Here is a 17207-nt window from a genome sequence, read left to right on the forward strand (position 1 = left end):
TCTGCTTGCCTTGTTTCGCTCCCCATCGTTAGGACTTATGCACATGGACCAGCGTTCCGTACGCGATATTCTTGCCGGTAAAACCTACTTTATCCGCACCTTTGGCTGCCAGATGAATCAGCACGACTCCGAGCGTGTGAGCGGTCTGCTTGATTCGTATGGCTGCCTCATGGCGCTCGATCCCGCGCATGCCGATATCGTTGTCTTCATGACGTGCTGCGTGCGCGAGGCCGCCGATACTCGCCTGTACGGTCAGTGCAATTCCTGCAAAAGCCTGCCGCCTTCGCCTTCGGGCAAGCGCGTGGTTGCCGTTGGCGGTTGCATCGCGCAGCGCGATGGCGAGGGCCTGCTCACCAACGTCGATAACGTCAACGTCATCTTCGGTACACATTCCATCGCGCATGTGGCCGAGCTCATTGCCGAGGCGTTCCTTGATGGTAAGCGTCATATCCGCACCAATGAGCATGAGGATACGGATGCCATGAGCATGCCGTGGCATCGCGAGACCCAGTATCACGCCTGGGTGCCCATCATGACAGGCTGCAATAATTTCTGCACCTATTGCATCGTGCCGTACGTGCGTGGTCGCGAAAAGAGCCGCCCCTTCGAGGAGATTGTCGACGAGGTGACCGGTTTGGTACGCCAGGGCGTGCGTGAGATTACGCTGTTGGGCCAAAACGTTAACTCATATGGTCGCGATCTGTTTGGCAAGCCGCGTTTTGCCGATCTGCTGCGTGCCGTGGGCGATACGGGCGTGGAGCGCATCTTCTTTACGTCTTCGCATCCCAAGGACCTGCTGCCCGAGACCATCGACGCCATGGCCGAGACGCCTGCCGTTATGCCGCAGCTGCACTTGGCCGTCCAGTCAGGTTCGACGCGGATCCTCAAAGAGATGAATCGCCGTTATACACGCGAGGACTATCTGGGCCTTGTCGATCGCATTCGCAACCGCATGCCCGATATCGCGCTCTCGACCGACATTATCGTTGGCTTCCCGGGTGAGACTGAAGAAGACTTTGAGCAGACGCTCTCACTTGCCGAGACGGTCCGCTATGCTCAGGCCTATACCTTCATCTATTCCAAGCGCGCCGGTACCCCGGCCGCCGAGATTGACGATCCTACGCCGCATGAGGTTATTCTCGAGCGTTTCAACCGTCTGGTTAAGGTTATCGAGACCACGGCACACGAGTATAACCAGGGTGAGCTTCATACTGTGGTTCCGGCGCTCATTGAGGGAACGAGTAAAAAGAACGACGCGGTCCTGCTGGGCAAGAGTCCCAAGAATCAGACCGTGCATGCGCCTATCCCCGAGGGTTACAGCATCGATCAGCTTGTTGGTAAGATCGTTGATGTTGACGTTGACGTTGCCAAGACCTGGTATTTGTCCGGCTCCGTTGTGGGCGAGCCGCGCTAATGGTTTCTCCCGGGGCAGGTCTTTCCGCCGTTGCGATCGTCGGTCCGACGGCGGTTGGTAAGAGTGATGTTGCCGACCGTTTGGCAGCTCGTCTTTCGTCCGAAGTGCTGTCGTGCGATGCGATGCAAATCTATCGCGGCATGGACATCGGTACCGCAAAGATGGCGCCCGATGAGTGCACGGCGCCGCTGCGTCTCGTCGACATTGTAGAGCCGGGTGTGGCATATTCTGCTGCGCTTTATCAGGCTGACGCTCGCGCGCATGTTGAACGTCTCCTTGGTTCGGGTTGCCTGCCGGTTTTTTGCGGAGGTACGGGGCTATATCTCAAGGCAGCCCTCGATGAGATGGACTTTCCCTCGGGTGAACTTGAGGACGATCGCCGTGTGGGCTATCAGGAGCTTGCCGAGCGTATTGGCGAGGAAGAACTGCATGCCCTGCTTGCCGAGCGCGATCAAGAATCGGCTGCTGTTATTCATCCCCATAACGTGCGCCGTGTGATTCGTGCGCTCGAGATGCATGATGATGGTATCTCCTATGCACAGCAAAAAAGTCAGTTTAGTGTTCCGCGCGAGCATTATCATGCCCTATGGTTTGGTCTGACGCGTAATCGCGAGGTGCTCTACGAGCGCATTAATCTGCGCGTCGATCTGATGTTTGAGCAGGGTCTTGTCGATGAGGTCCGCGGTCTTATGGCCCAGGGTCTGGGAGATGCCCTGACGTCGATGCAGGCAATTGGCTATAAAGAGATCATTGATGCTTTCAATGGCGTGATGAGCATGGATGAGGCCCGCGAACTCATTAAGATGCGTTCGCGTCGTTATGCCAAGCGTCAGCTTTCGTGGTTTAAGCGCGATGACCGTATCGTGTGGTTTGATATGGATGAATGTACGATCGATGAGGTCGTTGAGGATATCCTGCATCGTATTGAGGCTGCCTAATGGCCCGTTTCCCCCTTGTTCCCACGGCACCCGAGCCCGAGCGTGCCATTTTAGTTGGTGTTGAGTGGCGCGACAATGCATGGCCGCTCGATCGCTCGCTTGATGAGCTGAAGCGTCTTGCCCACACAGCTGGTGCCCGGTGCGTGGCACGCTTGTCGCAGCGTTTGGTAAAGCCGTATCCTAAATCGTTTATCGGTTCCGGTAAGGTTGAAGAGCTGTGCGGCCTGGTGCATCGCATGGATGCCGATGTCGTTATTTTTGACGACGACCTGACCCCCTCGCAGCAATCCTATTTGGAGAAAGCCGTGGGCGAGCCGGTAAAGATTATCGATCGTACAGCACTGATCCTGGATATCTTTGGCCTGCATGCTCAGACGCGTGAGGGACGCCTGCAGGTACAGCTGGCACAGCTTCAATATTTGTTGCCTCGCCTGCGTGGCATGTGGAGCCATCTCGCCAAGGAGCAGACGCGCGGCGGCATCGGCTCACGTTTTGGTCAGGGCGAAAGTCAGCTCGAGGTCGACCGTCGCCTCATTCGTAATAAGATCGCTGCGCTTCGTCGTGAGCTCAAGCAGGTTGAACGGCGTCGCGATGTTCAATCCAAGAGTCGCATTGAGTCACCGGCGTTTCGCGTCGCGTTAGCCGGTTATACCAATGCCGGTAAATCGACGTTACTCAATCGTCTGACCGGCTCTACGGTACTTTCGCAGGACAAGCTGTTTGCTACGCTCGACCCGACGACGCGTTCGTATCGTCTGCCCGGCGGTCGCGGCATGACGATTACCGATACCGTCGGCTTTATTCAAAAGCTGCCCCATGGTCTGGTCGATGCCTTTAAATCGACGCTGTCCGAGGTTTTGGGTGCCGATCTAATTCTCAAAGTCGTAGATGCGTCTGACGAGGACTATGAGCGGCAGCTGGAGGCTGTCGACCGCGTGCTTGATGAGATCGGCGCCGGAGAGCGTTTAACGCTGACCGTATTCAATAAAATCGATCTTCTCGATAGCGTCGATCGGTTGAGTTTCCGTCGTCGCTATCCGGAGGCCGTTCTGTTCTCGGCCCAAACGGGCGAGGGGCTCGACGATCTCGTCGACCGGATTGCTCGCGAGGCAGCTGCCACCGATGTGTTGCTCTCCGCTGATATCCCGTATCGTGAGGGCGCTCTCATCACGCTGGTGCATGAGCAGGGAACCCTTCTGCATGAGGAATATCTCGAGGACGGCGTTCGCATTGTGGCGAAGTTGCCGGCTCGTATTGCACCGCGGCTCGAGCGTTATCGCACCGAGTAGACGAGCTCTAAAATGCCCAGAATGATGGGCTGATGCAGCAGATAAAAGGGGAGAGCGTGACGTCCAAGGCTGGCGAGCGCCGGCAGGGGGTTGGCGTAGGCCCAGCTAGGGACGGTCTTATCGATTCCCTGCGCTATGTGTGCGGCGAAGTATCCTGCAAGATACATAAAGATAAACGGGATGATGGGGTAGTAATCACCTGAGATAAACCAAGGGCTCGGAAATCCCAGCCACGCCAGGTAGGGGACAGGGTAGATCGTTTTGGGGATGCTCAAGGTGATTGCGAACAACATAAGGCATAGGGGCATGCCCCATCTCGCCGTTATCTTCTTAAGGACGGGATCGGTCAACGCTACGATGCCGGTGCATGCGGCCATGCAGTAGATGATGCCAAAATTAACCGAATCGTCGACTGAGACAAGTGTTGTTGCCAACCAGACAACGAGTGCTGCTAAGGCGTATTTGGCGGCACGTTTGATATTGTTGCGCGAAAGGGTGCACATCCAACCGGCGATAAACAAAAATACCCAGCTGATGCTGGCGCGCCAGATGTCTTGAAAGACTGACTGGGTAAACCAGGGCATATCCCAGCCGTACAGGTAGGCGAGATCATAGCAAGCGTGAAAACCTGCCATAGAAATCATCGTAAACCCGCGGACGGTATCAAATATGGTTATGCGTTTTTGCATTACGAGAACCGGCGCATCAAGCCGACGACTTTGCCCAGGATAACGGGATTCGTTGCATAGATAGGTTCCATGGTGTCGTTCTCGGGCTGCAAGCGCACACGCCCCTGCTCCTTGTAGAACGTCTTGACGGTCGCCGAACCATCAATCATGGCCACGACAATTTCGCCGTTCATGGCACTCTTTTGTTCACGGACGATGATGTAATCGCCATTGAAGATGCCGACATTGATCATTGAGCTCCCATGCACCTCAAGGATAAAGGAACCCTGATCAGTGGCGATTTCGGTCGGGATAGTAAACGTGTCTTCGATATTCTGCTCGGCCAGAATGGGAATCCCAGCCGCGACGCGACCAACGAGCGGTAGCGAGACCGTTCCGCGAGGTGCGGTGGGCTCGTCAGATTTAGAAATTGAGACAGAGGAACCATCCTCGTTAAAGAGTTCCAGGGCGCGCGGTTTGGTGGCATCGCGCTTGAGTAGCCCGCGCGCCTCCAGGGCAGAGAGATGGGCGTGCACGGTGCTGGGGGAGGAAAGGCCCACGGCAGAAGCCATCTCGCGCACGCTGGGCGGATAACCCTTCTCCTGCTGATATTCCTTGATGAAGTCGTAAATTTGCTGCTGACGCTTGGTAATTTTGCGAGCCATCAGGGCATCCTCTCTACCCATGTCAAACAAATGTTCGAATTTTGCTTGACAGGAACAACTGTTCGAAGATAATAATAACCGAACATTCGTTCTCGCGCTAGACATTTTTGTCCGCGCGGCTTGATAAAACTGTTCTCAGCAAAACACGCGAGAGGAGAACATGATGAACGTAACGAATATGGTCCAGGGAAACCTCGCCCTTAAGCTCGAGACGCCTGCAGAACCCACTTTTACGGTTGTTCAGGGTGGCCGCTCCGGCTTTCAGCCTTTGACCGTAAAGCCTGCGCGCAATCAGCAGGCTGTAGTCGCGCCGGCCCGCGTTGCCCTGAAGGTTCCGACGATTGTCGCCGTCGCCGTTGCGCTTACGCTCTTCTTTGTCCTCGCTATGTCGGTCTTTAGCGCTCGTCACGCCGCGTATGCCGAGTCCGTTTCCAACATTACCTACGAGACCATTCGCGTTCAGCCTGGCGATTCTCTTTGGTCGCTTGCCGAAGAATATCCAATCGAAGGCCTTTCCACGCAAGAGACTTCCGACATGATCCGTAGCGTCAATCATCTGGAGCATGGTTCGCTCGCCGCCGGTGCGCATCTTAAGGTTCCTGCTCGTTCGTAATCATTATCGCGCTGCGCATGGTACCCTTGTTATCGTTTAAGAGGAGGTACCATGCGCTGTCCCAAATGCGGCAAGGCACATACCCGCGTCGTTGATTCCCGTATGCAGGAGTCAAATAACACCATTAAGCGCCGTCGCGAATGTTGCTCGTGTAACTACCGCTTTACAACGTTTGAGCGATGCGAGGACCCTATCGAGGTCATTAAGTCAGATGGAACTAAGCAGCGGTTCGATCGCAATAAGCTTCTTGTCGGCTTGATGCGCGCCACCATCAAGCGCGATATCGACACTAAGAAGCTCAATGAGATTATCGATGACATCGAGGTCGAGCTTCGCTCTCGCACGCTGACGGCCGTCACGTCCCATGAGTTGGGTGACATGGTGCTCAAGCGCTTGGCCAAGATCGACAAGGTTGCGTACATCCGTTTTGCCTCGGTCTACCGCGATTTCAAAGACGTCGATGAATTTCTGCAAGAGCTCGACAAGCTAAGGTGATTCCATGTCCAACATTACCGTCAACATAAAGCGTCTCGACCCCACCCTCGAGCTTCCCAAATACGCCCATCCCACCGATGCCGGCTTGGATCTACGCTCCAACGAAGACTGCGTCCTGAAGCCCTTCGAACGCCGTCTGGTCTCTACTGGGCTGGCCATCGCTCTGCCCGATGGCTACGCCGGCTTCGTCCAGCCCCGCAGCGGCTTGGCCATCAAGCAGGGCCTGTCTATAGTCAACACGCCGGGCCTCATCGACGCTCACTACCGAGGAGAACTCAAGGTTATCCTCATCAACCTGGATCCCTCCAATAACATTCAAATCAATAAAGGCGACCGCATAGCCCAACTCGTCATCCAAGAAGTCCCCACGGTCAACCTCATAGAAGTAGAAGAACTAGACGAAACCGACCGAGGCAAAGGAGGCTTCGGCTCCAGCGGCATCGCCTAGGGCGCCCGTATCCCTCCCGCCCGGGGCTTACCTATATCATTCCATGCTCAAACATTCTCGCGTCGCTTCGCTCGCTGCGAAACTGCGCGTGGAACGATATAGGTAAGCCCCGGGCGGGCGGCTACTCGCTTGAAACAATATTTACTTTTCTAGTAAGTCGATGCGATGAAGGGACGCCTCCTTTGTCGCATCGACTTACTGTATTTATATTTTCTGGTTCCCCTTTGCAGATTCTACTGGTGGGGAATCTGGTATAGCCGCTGGTACGTTAACGCAGCTTACCTGCGGGAGGCCCCTATATATCGTCCCGCGCGCAGTTTCGCAGCGAAGCGAGAATGTTTGAGCACGGGATGATATATAGGGGCCTCCCGCAGGCAAGCGGAAATTAAGACGCTAGCGGATGTGCGCGGGTTTTCCGCCCCAGTAGAAGCGGCAGAAGGCTCGTTTGCGCTTTTGGGGTTTGCCTACGAGCTCTATGGTGGCGATGGCGATGTCTTCGGCTGCGTGTGGGCGGCGTAGTACTTCGCCGTTGATGAGCAGTGCCTTGAGCGACTCAGGATGATCGTGGAGATGACGCAACGTCACGATGAGCTCTCGTGCGGTGGTGACATGCATGCTGGCGCCCATGCCAGTGAGCATGGTGGTGTTGGCCTTTTCCTGGCCGTATGATTTGCCCAGCAGGATCATCGGTAGGTGTGCGCATAGGCACTCGGTGACGGTGAGTCCGCCCGATTTGAGAATTGCCAGGTCGCAGCCGTGCATGAGGGCTGCCATGTCGTCGACATAGTCCAGTACCGTGACATTTTCGAGCTTCATGGCGTCGAAGAGCGTTTTGAGACGGGCGGCGTATTCCTTATCCTTGCCCGGCAAAAAGACAAAGTGCATGTCCTCGAAACTGCGCAGGAAGGGGAGGGTGCGGTCCATCTCCGCGCGAAAGCGGACGTAAGGCTGAGGCAAGCTGGCACCGGCCATTACCAGCACGACGGTCTTGTCGGTGGGGAGGTTGAACTTGGCTAGCTCTTCCTCGCGATCGTAATCCGTGTCGAATCCGGCGCGAATAGGAATGCCAGTAATGCGAATCCTTGCTTCGGGAACCTTACGGGGGCGGAGCGTCTCGGCCATAAACTCGTTTGCCACGCAGAATAGGTCGGTGTCCTTATGAGGCCACCAGCCCTCGACTTCGTAGTCGGTCGGTACGCAGATGACAGGATAATCGATACCCGTAATTACGCGGGCGCCTACGGCAACATTGGCTGCTGTGATGTGCGTTGCGACCACGGCTATGGGCCTGCGGCTGCGGACATATTCGTTGAAGGCGGGGAACATAATTCGCGACCATGCCGTGCCGCCACCCCAGAGAAGATGTCCCGTAAGTGTATATCTCCAGGTCAGGTCGTAAATGGGGCGCGTGGCTCCCGTAAAAGAAGCCGCGGTCTTATTGCCGTCGAATTTAATACGTCCAAAATCAAGGATATCGAGTACTTCAATCTCAATATCCTCGGGGATGCCATTGGTGCCGCGGATGAGGTCGAATGCCTGCGCAATCGCATTTGCGGCGGCCTTGTGGCCCGAGCCGACGGAGGCGTGCACGATGGTCACGAGAGGTTTTTGCTGAGCCAGGAGCGTGGTTTGCTCCGATTGGGGAGTGCTGTGCGTGAGCAGGGGAGCGTCGTCACTCGTCTGCATCTGGTCCATCGATAACTCCCCTTCAGCTTTGTAACACGGATTTATTATTGTAGTGCATGAGTGTCACGTTCACGTAAATTTGGGTATGAGCGCAAAGAACGTCAATGTTTCGACGAAAGGACGCTTCATGACTACCGATAAGCCGATCGATGTTGCGATTATCGGTGGCGGCCCCGCGGGCTATGCTGCCGCCATTTATGCTGCGCGTGCCAACCTGACGACGACTGTCCTTGAACAGGGCATGTCGGGAGGGCAAATCGCCACAACCAATGAGGTCGAGAACTATCCGGGCATTCCGTTCTTGAGCGGCGCCGAACTCGGCGAGCGTTTTCAGCAGCATGCAGAGGGCTTGGGAGCACAGGTTACATGGAGCATGGTTACGGGTATCGATTACGATGCCGATGCAGCGCTGTTTACGGTGCATCACGATATGGGCGACACGACGGCCTCGAGCGTTATCGCTTGCATGGGTGCCATGCCGCGTCCGGCGGGTTTCGCTGGCGAGGAAACGTATCGCGGTCGTGGCGTTTCGTATTGCGCAACATGTGACGGCATGTTCTTCCGTGGCAAACAGGTCTTTGTAATCGGTGGTGGCAATTCGGCATGCGAAGAGGCGCTGTTCCTGTCAGACATTGCCAGCAGTGTGACCATCGTGCTGCGCCGCGACCAGTTCCGTGCGCCCGATGGTGTTGTTCAGAAAGTACTCGCAAAGGACAATATTACAGTTAGGTACCAAACTAGTATTGTGGAGCTATCGGGCGAAGCGATGCCAACGACGATTACCTTTAAGGACAATGCATCCGGCGAGACTCATACCGAGTCATTTGAGCCCGGCTCGTTTGGCATCTTTGTCTTTACCGGAACGCAGCCCCATACCGAGCTTGTTGAGCATCTAGTCGATCTGACGCCTGATGGCGGCATTCTGACTGATGAATCCATGGCGACCCGCACGCCAGGTCTATTTGCCGCTGGCGATATCCGTTCCAAACGTTTACGCCAGGTTGTGACCGCTGTTTCGGACGGAGCCATAGCGGCAACGAGCGCATACGCGTTTCTCCGTGGATAAGTACGATAATATATCTTATGTAAGGTTGTTATCAATTTACTAAATGGCGGGACGAAGCATCAGTGCACTGTCCCGCCAATTTTCTTGGCGGCTATGTGGTATGCAAAACTAGATAACCTAGAATACAATATAGAAAACGAACGGAGGCCTCTTATGAACCACGCTAAACATGTTATCCCGATGTCCGATACGTCGGTCAGCATTAAGCCTGAGGATATTCAGCCGACGGTGCTGCCGGATGCATTTATTCAGTCCGATATGGTGGGTAAACTCAACGCGTTGAGCCTGCCACGCTATGACCAGCTGCCCAACGTAACGCTCTATCGCGATCAGGTTATTGAATATGTTGCGCTGTGGATGGAGCCGCTTTCGATTTGCGTAGAGCAACCCGTTATCACGCCATCGATGATCAATAACTACGTGAAGGTCGGCCTCGTTCCTGCTCCGGTTAAAAAGCAATATGGCCGTGAGCAGATTGCGCGTCTCATCGCCATTTGTATCTTTAAGCAGGTGCTGCCCATCGCTGCGGTTCAGGCGCTCTTTAATATTCAGCGCTTGAGCTACGACGCTCCGACGGCTTTCGATTATGTTGTCGATCAGCTCGAGGCATCGATTCGTGCGGCGTTTTCTGTTGAGCAGACTCCCGTGCCCGATACCGCACATCAGGTTACGCGCGAATCGCTGCTCGTGCGCAGTGCGGTATCGTCCTTCGTTTCGAAGGCGTATCTGATGAGCTATCTCAAGTTCAATGGGTTTAATAGCTAACCGAGGTATAAGACGGGCGGGATAAAGAGCCAATGGCTCCTTATCCCGCCCGTACGTTTGTCTAGTTGGATATTATCGGCCCGAAGCCACGCCCATGCCATAGCCGATGATGAGGCCGTGCATCTCGGCATAATATGAATCTAGCCCGTTACAGGGCATGATGATAGTCTTGGAGCCTGGCCAGCGCTCCACAATGCGGCTGGCAAGTGCCTGGGCGCCCGTCTCATTCTCGACATGGTCGATAACGACCTCGCCGCCAGTAAAGCCCTCGGCCTCCATGGTATCGACAATCTTGCCAAGCATCTTCTTTTCCCCACGGGTGTGACCAACGAGCTTAATCTCCCCCGCCTCGCTTGCTGTGCCTAAAACTCGAATGTTGAGTTTATTGGCGATGACCCCGGCTGCCTTGGGAATACGTCCGGCCTTTGCAAGGTTCTCGTAATTACACAGGCTAAAGAGGATCTTGCTGTTTTGCTCGAGGCTATCGAAGTAAGCGCAGGCGTCCTCAAAGGAAACGTCCGGGTTGCTTGCAAGATAGCGGTCGAACAGCAGGAAGATTAGGTCCATTTTGCCGCCGGCTCCGCGTGAATTGACCAGATGAATCTGTCGATCCGGCTCTTCGGCAAGCACCATGTCACGTGCGGTGGCCGCGGCATTGTAGCTTCCCGAGACGCCCTCCGAGATGGGCATGCAAATCGTCTTGTCGGCAAGCCTAAAGAGTTCGGCCCACTCACCTACGCTTGGACAGGCGCTCGAAGAAGCGCTCGACTCCGCCTGCACGGCGCAATTGAGCTCGTGAACGTCGAGCGTGAGGTCATCGACAAACTCACGCTCCCCCACTCGGATCTTAAGGGGTGCAAATGCAAAGGTGGTATGAGGTGCGGTTGGTTGCCAATCGCGAAGATTGCAGCTCGAATCGGAGATAAGTGCCCAGCTCATTGAGGGTCCTTTCTAATTGTTCCCCAACAATTATAGCCATCTTTTTGATTGATTGGACGGCTATCTAGTTTTGAATACTAGATAGCCGTCTTGATTTTATGGCAAACGGTAGGGAAAAAAGAATGGGCCTCGTGACTCAAGATCGCGAGGCCCACGTTCGTTCGCTGCAGTAATAAATTAGTAGCGCACGAAAATGTAATTGTTGTTCATGCCAGCGGCGACGGAGCTGATGATGACGCCCGTTTTGTAGTCGGAAGCATGGATCATCTGACCATTACCGATATAGATGCCGGTATGGTAGGAGTTAACCACAACATCGCCGGGTTGCGGATCGGACACACGGGTCCAACCCATGAAGGTGCCGGTGGTGCCCAGGCGGCAGTAGCGGCCCGTGAGGCAATAGCTTACAAAACCGGAGCAGTCAAAGCTGTTCGGTCCAATGCCGCCCCAAGAATAAACACAACCGAGCTTGCTGTAGGCACGCGAAACAACGGAGCCGCCGTCAACGGACTGGCTCGGCGCCGAAGGGGCCGGAGCCGGAGCGGGAGCGGGAGCGGGCTGCGGCGTAGGAGCAGGAGCGGGCGTGGGTGCAGGCGTGTCGCCGCCACCATTGTTGGTGTTCTCGGTCGTACCGGAGGTGTCGTTGCTCACCGTGGCCTTTTCGGCAGTGCTGGCGTTGATACCCGCCTGCAGCGCGGCGTTGGCCTCGGCCTCGGCAGCAAGCTCGGCCTGCAACTGTGAATCCAGGGAGCTCACGACACTCTGGGCCTCAGCCTGCTGGGCATTGAGCTCGTCGACCTTCTTCTGCGTCGCAGCGACGTTCTTCTCCTGCTCGGTCTGCTTATCGGTGAGCTGCTGCTTAAGGTCCTTGACCTCCTGAATGGTCTGGGCCTGCTTGTCGGACACCTTGCCGTAGTAGAAGAGACGGTTGAGCATGTCGCCCAGATCGTCGACGCCCGTCAGAACCTGAAGGAGACTCAGACCGCCGGTCTTGTATTCACCGGCAACGTAGTTAGAGAGCTTGGCCTGGCCTTCGGCGATCTCTTGCTGCTTTTGCGTGATCTCGCCTGCAGTCTGATCAAGCTCCTGCGTCTGTGCGGAGAGTTCTTCATGAATTTGCTGGGTTTGCGTGCCGATCTGCTCGAGCTTGGTACGAGCAGCGGCAAGGTCGGATGCGGTATCGGCGTAGGCAGGAGCCGCAAGGCCCAAGCCCAAAACACAAGCGAGGGTTGCCGTAGCAGCGCAGCGTGCCATGTTTTTGTGCGTGTTTGCTGTGCGCATGTAGCTTCCTTTCCAGTAACTAAGGGTAACGGCTAGTCCACCGTCACCAGGCTAAAGAGCTCCACATCATCATCAGACGGCGTGAGCTTCTCGCGCGGGTTGAGAAACGCAAGCTCAAGGATACAACCGTAACCGACAAGCTTTGCGCCCATATCTCGCACCAGTTTACCTGTTGCCTCGACGGTTCCGCCCGTCGCGACCAAGTCGTCCAGAATCAACACGGTATCTTTAGAGCTGATAGCGTCGGCATGGATTTCAATGGAATCCGTTCCGTACTCGAGTTCGTAGCTCTGGCTTACGGTCTCGCGCGGCAGCTTGCCCGGTTTACGTGCAGGAACAAAGCCGGCGCCAAGGGCTACAGCCACCGGTACGCCAACCATAAAGCCACGGGCCTCGGGACCCACGACCTTGGTGATTCCCATGCCGGCAAAGTGCTCGGCGAGGGCATCGGTCATGGCTTTGAGCGCCTCGGGGTTGTCAAAGAGCGGCGTGATGTCTTTAAAGATGACTCCGGGCTCGGGATAGTCGGGGATGTCGACGATTTGAGATTCGAAGTCGTACATTGCATGACCTTTCAATGGGTTGCCGGATAAGCGGTAGCTGTTATTTGCCCGCGGTGACAGTGTCGGATTGCGAAGGGGCGACAACCTTGAGCGGCTTTACGAGAGAATCCTCGTGTGAAGCCGGCGCGGCAGTTTCTTCGTTTTTGGCCTTGGTGGACTCGGAGCGAGCGATTTCCTCATCGAGTGCATCGATATCGGCATCCTCGACCACGGCGTTGAGCGACTCAAAAACGCGGTTTTTGAGCAACGCGGTGTGCACGCCTTCCGTCAGGTCGTGAAGCTTCTTAAACGCACGCTCGAGCTTGGCGTCGCGCTCGTCATCGGAGGTGTCCATGCCGAGCATGCTCACGAGCACCTGCTCAAACATCGAGGACTCGCGGTTGGCGGAAGACACGTACTGACGCAGGTTGCGGGGCTCGATATGGAAGCGTGACAGCTCGGAGCAGTAGCGGATGATTGGAAAATCGCGACCATCGACGAGCTCACGATTCTGCGGACTCTTGATGATGCGAATGAGGTCGTTCTCGGCGAGCGAGCGGATAAACGAAATCTCGACGCCCAGCATATCGGGAATGGTCTCAATGGGATGCAGCTTTTGCTTAGTCTCCTTGGGCTCCGTCTTGAGCGGAACATCGGACAGCAAGCCCACCTCGTAAGCGAGCGTTGACAGGTCCGTGGCGTTTTCCAAGCGCTGCTTAATCACGTTGAGCGGCATGTAGCGGGTCTTCTGCAAATGCAGGATGACCTCCAGGCGATCAACGTCCTCCTTAGAGTATTGACGGTATCCCTTAGGCGTACGATGAGGGGTAATGAGCCCCTCATCTTCTAGAAATCTAATTTTTGAGTTCGAAAGATCGGGGTATGCGCCTCGAAGTAGGTTGACGACTTGGCCGATACTCAGATAGTTGCGTTCGGCCATGCCCTACTCACCGGTTTCGATGCGCTCCGGCGTGCTCTCGTGGTAGATGAGCGTAAACGTACCGATCTGGACGGAAGAACCGTCGTGCAGCGGGGCTGCATTGACGATGGCACCGTCGACCCAGGTGCCATTGAGCGAGCCCAAGTCCTCGATGCGAGCGCCGAGGCCCTCGCGGATAATGCGCGCGTGGCTGCGCGATACGGTCATGTCATTGAGGAAGATGCCGTTCGCAGGATCGCGGCCGATGGTGGTCACGTCGTCCTCGAGCTCAAAGGCGGCACCAGTCTGCGGACCCTTGACGATGGACAGAACGGGGGCGGTGATGCGCACGTTGGCCATGAGGTCGGGAACGGTGACGTCGCTTGAAGGCACGCGGAATACGCAGGTAGCGTCAGCAGTCTTATCATTCTGAGGCATATTGTTAACCATGTTGTCCATGACAACCCCTAACTTATCGCGGACGTGCCGCAAATAATGAACCGTACGTAATCATACCCCAACGAATCAGTCTTCGATTTCAGGGTTCAGAAAGTCGATGTCCTCGTCCTCGGGATGCGCGAGAGCCTGTTTAATGGCCACTCCGCCCTTAATGGAATAGATGACAGCCGTGAGCATGGAGAAGATCACGCCGCCGTACACAAAGAAGATGCCGAGGGGCACCGAGCTTCCGTTGAGGCCCGGGAAGGCCGTAAGGGTTGAAGGTAAAAGATGCAGGCCGTCAATAACGGGGAACCCGAGCAGCATGAGCGAGAAGCCGGTCATGAGCAGTGCAGTGGCAATCTTTCCGGGAAAGACGACATCGATGGGGCGACGGTGATAATGACGAACGATAAGCGTGCCGATGCCCAGATAGATGTCGCGGCCAATAATGAGCACGCAGACCCAGATGGGCAGCTCTCCGCGGACCACCAGCCCAAGTACGCCGGTGAACAGCAGCGCACGGTCGCAGATGGGGTCCATGACCTTGCCGAGCCACGAGACCGTCTTGGTCATGCGGGCGATCTGACCGTCCATCCAGTCGGTAGAGGCGGCAACGGCGTAGATAACGATGGCGATGACGCGGTTGTTATCCGTCACAAACAGGTACAGAAATACCAGAGTGAGGATCAAGCGCGTAAAGGTGATGAAATTGGAGATCGTAAAGATCTTATTCGACGGGTAATCGGAAGTGCCGATAAGCTCCTTTTTGATCTTCTTTTTGATGCCCACAGGACTCCCCCGCTGGTTAACGACAAAACTTTCGCTACTATACCCGTTCCGGCGATGTCTATCCAGCGTAAGCATAGAGAGTCCAGACATGAGGAAGGCGCTTTTGGGCGGCGGTGGATTTCACATTCGTGTACATCAGCCTCCAAACATGCCGAAAAATGTCGGTTTTGGAGGGTGATGTACACGTTTTGATTCGGTGATTACATCGATCGGGAAAGTTGTTGCCTTAAGCAAATTAATCATGATGTGCGGGTCGAGAAGGGTTGGCGCCAAAAGAACCCAACGGCCGTTATGGCTTCGTTAGAAACGCGCCCCACCATGGATGGTGAACCCGAAAGGTAAGGCGCGCGGGCACGGTGACTCGGCCCGCGCTCCCGGAAGAGAAAGGATAAACCCATGGGTTACATGCTCGAGACGCGTGGGCTCACCAAGCGCTTCGGCCGCGGCGACCAGGCGCAGGACGCCGTGGCCGACGTGAGCCTTCATATCCGCGAGGGCGAGGTGTACGGGCTGCTCGGTCCCAACGGCGCCGGCAAGTCGACAACGCTCAAGATGATCTGCGGGATGTTGCGGCCGACAGCCGGGGAGATCCTCTTTGCCGGGCACGCCTGGTGCCGCGAGGACCTCTACGCAATCGGCAGCCTCATCGAGGAGGCGCCGCTCTACCCCAACCTCACCGCGCGCGAGAACCTGCGCGTGCGCACCACGCTGCTGGGCCTTCCCGAGAGCCGCATTGATGAGGTGCTCGCCGCCGTGGACCTCGCGGACACCGGGAAGAAGCGCGCCGGGCGCTTCTCGATGGGCATGCGGCAGCGATTGGGGCTCGCGCTGGCGCTGGTCGCCCGGCCACGCCTGCTCGTGCTCGACGAGCCTACCAACGGCCTCGACCCCATCGGCATCGAGGAACTGCGCGACCAGATCCGCGGCTTCGCGGAGGCGGGTACGACGGTGATCGTCTCGAGCCACATCCTCTCCGAAGTGCAGCAGATGGCGGACACCATCGGCATCATCTGCGGGGGGCGCCTCGCCTACGAGGATGCGCTTCGGCCCGGGCAGGACCTCGAGGAACTCTTCATGAGCTTCTGCCGGGAAGGGCGACGAGCGCGCGGGGAGGTGGCGGCATGACGGGCGAGAAAGGCGGCCTGCTCGCGGGCCTGCGCGCCGAGGCCCTGAAGTCGCGCCACGCGGCACCGGTTCGCCTGGCCGTGCTCATGGCGCTGCCGATGCCGCTGCTCGGCGCGATGCCCTACCGGGGCGTGCAAATCTTTAGCGCGTGGAACTACTGGTACGCGCTCTTCTTGCCCGTGTCTCTATCGCTTGTGGTGGCGTGCGTCGCGCGGGCGGACGCTCGCACACGGATGCGGGGGCTTCTGGGCCTGGGCTTCCCGCTCGGGCGCGCCTGGTGGGCCAAGGCGCTCTGGTGCCTCGCTCTTTGCACGCTCTCGAACCTCGTGGTCTTCGGCATCTACCTCGCGGGATCGGCGTTCTCCTCGCAGGGTCTCACGGCCGCGGGCACACTCACGATGCTCCTCTGCGCGCTCGCCAACACGGTGACCGCGGCGTGGATGATCCCCGCAGGGCTCTTCCTCACGGCGCGGCTCGGCATGCTCACGGGCATCTTCTGCCCGCTCGCCGCGCAGCTCATGGGTGGGTTCGCCTGGTCGTTGGTGCCGCTGCCGCAGCTCTTTCCGCCGTCGGCGAGCATGGTCATCCCCACGAGCTTCATCCCCGTACTGCCGAGCGGCGAGCCACTCGCGGCGGACATGGCGCTCGGCGGGGCGCTCACGGCGGACGGCATGCTCACGCTGGCGGGCCTTGCGGTCTGCGCGCTTGCGTTCGCCGCGCTCACGGCGGCGGGCGCGGCCTGGTTCGCGCGCTCCGAGGAGAGGTGATGGCCATGACACAACTCTCCGACCCGACGCCGCGCATGACTCTCCCGCGGGCCCTGCTCTCCGAGGCCCTGCGCCTGGTGCGCTCCCCGCTCACGGCGGTGCACCTCGCCTGCGGCATGGCAGCCGGTCTTGCCTGCGGTGAGTACTTCTCCGTAACCCGATGGGACCCGGCGCTGGGCGCGGACGCCTACGCCCAGTTCCTCGGCGCCCTCATGCCGCTCATGTCCGCCATCGTCTGCGCGCTCGCCGTGGACGAGGAGCGCGCTGCCGGGCGCCTCGCCAACCTCACGGCGGTCCCCTCGCGCGGGCGCGCCGTCGCGGCGAAGTTGCTCGCCCTTGCGGCGCTCGGCGCGGGCG

General features: G+C 57.2%; 19 protein-coding genes and 1 pseudogene. 11 read left to right on the forward strand and 9 right to left on the reverse strand.

What is annotated here, in order from left to right; genetic code table 11:
* Positions 1-43: 43 nt before the first annotated feature.
* The 3 genes from miaB to hflX are packed head-to-tail and all read left to right on the forward strand — an operon-like array spanning position 44 to position 3641.
* Entirely contained in the window at positions 44-1414 is a 1371-nt protein-coding gene (gene miaB / locus DW151_RS03810; protein WP_022094691.1) for a tRNA (N6-isopentenyl adenosine(37)-C2)-methylthiotransferase MiaB, read from the forward strand.
* Positions 1414-2352 carry a tRNA (adenosine(37)-N6)-dimethylallyltransferase MiaA gene (gene miaA / locus DW151_RS03815; RefSeq protein ID WP_118334519.1) on the forward strand — a complete coding sequence of 313 codons (939 nt, stop codon included), beginning with the start codon at positions 1414-1416 and terminating at the stop codon, positions 2350-2352. Before miaB ends, miaA begins: the two co-directional genes overlap by 1 nt.
* Complete coding sequence (hflX, locus tag DW151_RS03820; RefSeq protein ID WP_118334521.1) at positions 2352-3641, forward strand: GTPase HflX; 1290 nt, start codon at positions 2352-2354, stop codon at positions 3639-3641. The genes miaA and hflX overlap by 1 nt, the downstream gene beginning before the upstream one ends.
* Here hflX and DW151_RS03825 read toward each other — a convergent pair.
* Together DW151_RS03825 and lexA are read right to left on the reverse strand one after the other, a co-directional pair.
* Complete coding sequence (locus tag DW151_RS03825; RefSeq protein ID WP_118334523.1) at positions 3626-4330, reverse strand: heparan-alpha-glucosaminide N-acetyltransferase; 705 nt, start codon at positions 4328-4330, stop codon at positions 3626-3628. The two genes, hflX and DW151_RS03825, sit on opposite strands and share 16 nt — an antisense overlap.
* On the reverse strand, positions 4330-4974 hold the full coding sequence (gene lexA, locus DW151_RS03830) for a transcriptional repressor LexA (RefSeq protein ID WP_040359862.1): 645 nt from the start codon (positions 4972-4974) through the stop codon (positions 4330-4332). Before lexA ends, DW151_RS03825 begins: the two co-directional genes overlap by 1 nt.
* Before the next feature lie 163 nt (positions 4975-5137).
* On the opposite strand from lexA, the gene DW151_RS03835 reads away from it, so the two are divergent.
* The 3 genes from DW151_RS03835 to dut are packed head-to-tail and all read left to right on the forward strand — an operon-like array spanning position 5138 to position 6530.
* Complete coding sequence (locus DW151_RS03835) at positions 5138-5587, forward strand: LysM peptidoglycan-binding domain-containing protein (protein WP_158561607.1); 450 nt, start codon at positions 5138-5140, stop codon at positions 5585-5587.
* A gap of 51 nt (positions 5588-5638) precedes the next feature.
* Positions 5639-6082, forward strand: a complete 444-nt coding sequence (nrdR, locus tag DW151_RS03840; RefSeq protein WP_022093781.1) for a transcriptional regulator NrdR — start codon at positions 5639-5641, stop codon at positions 6080-6082.
* 4 nt (positions 6083-6086) lie between these two features.
* Positions 6087-6530, forward strand: coding sequence for a dUTP diphosphatase (gene dut, locus DW151_RS03845; protein ID WP_117654786.1), 444 nt, complete (start codon positions 6087-6089; stop codon positions 6528-6530).
* Positions 6531-6923: 393 nt separating this feature from the next.
* Here dut and DW151_RS03850 read toward each other — a convergent pair whose 3' ends face one another.
* Entirely contained in the window at positions 6924-8225 is a 1302-nt protein-coding gene (locus DW151_RS03850; protein WP_233543342.1) for a glycosyltransferase, read from the reverse strand.
* A 118-nt stretch (positions 8226-8343) separates the two neighbouring features.
* Between DW151_RS03850 and DW151_RS03855 the strand changes: the two genes are divergently transcribed.
* Complete coding sequence (locus DW151_RS03855; RefSeq protein WP_118334525.1) at positions 8344-9282, forward strand: NAD(P)/FAD-dependent oxidoreductase; 939 nt, start codon at positions 8344-8346, stop codon at positions 9280-9282.
* A gap of 153 nt (positions 9283-9435) precedes the next feature.
* Positions 9436-10047 (forward strand): DUF1836 domain-containing protein, encoded by a 612-nt coding sequence (locus tag DW151_RS03860; protein ID WP_187361898.1) that lies wholly within the window; start codon positions 9436-9438, stop codon positions 10045-10047.
* Positions 10048-10119: 72 nt separating this feature from the next.
* Here DW151_RS03860 and DW151_RS03865 read toward each other — a convergent pair whose 3' ends face one another.
* From DW151_RS03865 to DW151_RS03890, 6 genes are all read right to left on the reverse strand, one after another.
* Positions 10120-10986, reverse strand: a complete 867-nt coding sequence (locus DW151_RS03865) for a DegV family protein (RefSeq protein WP_118334527.1) — start codon at positions 10984-10986, stop codon at positions 10120-10122.
* A 177-nt stretch (positions 10987-11163) separates the two neighbouring features.
* Positions 11164-12267 (reverse strand): NlpC/P60 family protein, encoded by a 1104-nt coding sequence (locus DW151_RS03870; RefSeq protein ID WP_118334528.1) that lies wholly within the window; start codon positions 12265-12267, stop codon positions 11164-11166.
* A gap of 32 nt (positions 12268-12299) precedes the next feature.
* Positions 12300-12830 carry an adenine phosphoribosyltransferase gene (locus DW151_RS03875; RefSeq protein WP_117803181.1) on the reverse strand — a complete coding sequence of 177 codons (531 nt, stop codon included), beginning with the start codon at positions 12828-12830 and terminating at the stop codon, positions 12300-12302.
* A gap of 40 nt (positions 12831-12870) precedes the next feature.
* Entirely contained in the window at positions 12871-13749 is an 879-nt protein-coding gene (locus tag DW151_RS03880) for a MerR family transcriptional regulator (protein ID WP_117757797.1), read from the reverse strand.
* Positions 13750-13752: 3 nt separating this feature from the next.
* On the reverse strand, positions 13753-14187 hold the full coding sequence (locus tag DW151_RS03885; RefSeq protein ID WP_006236002.1) for an FHA domain-containing protein: 435 nt from the start codon (positions 14185-14187) through the stop codon (positions 13753-13755).
* 66 nt (positions 14188-14253) lie between these two features.
* Entirely contained in the window at positions 14254-14958 is a 705-nt protein-coding gene (locus DW151_RS03890) for a CDP-alcohol phosphatidyltransferase family protein (RefSeq protein WP_089573364.1), read from the reverse strand.
* A 396-nt stretch (positions 14959-15354) separates the two neighbouring features.
* On the opposite strand from DW151_RS03890, the gene DW151_RS03895 reads away from it, so the two are divergent.
* The 3 genes and pseudogenes from DW151_RS03895 to DW151_RS03905 form a co-directional block, all read left to right on the forward strand.
* Positions 15355-16083, forward strand: coding sequence for a lantibiotic protection ABC transporter ATP-binding protein (locus DW151_RS03895; protein WP_118334530.1), 729 nt, complete (start codon positions 15355-15357; stop codon positions 16081-16083).
* Complete coding sequence (locus tag DW151_RS03900; protein WP_118334532.1) at positions 16080-16850, forward strand: hypothetical protein; 771 nt, start codon at positions 16080-16082, stop codon at positions 16848-16850. Before DW151_RS03895 ends, DW151_RS03900 begins: the two co-directional genes overlap by 4 nt.
* A pseudogene (locus DW151_RS03905) lies at positions 16850-17207 on the forward strand (hypothetical protein); the annotation flags it as partial. The gene DW151_RS03900 and the pseudogene DW151_RS03905, both read left to right, overlap by 1 nt.

The sequence above is a fragment of the Collinsella sp. AM13-34 genome (assembly GCF_003473055.1).
GTDB lineage: Bacteria > Actinomycetota > Coriobacteriia > Coriobacteriales > Coriobacteriaceae > Collinsella.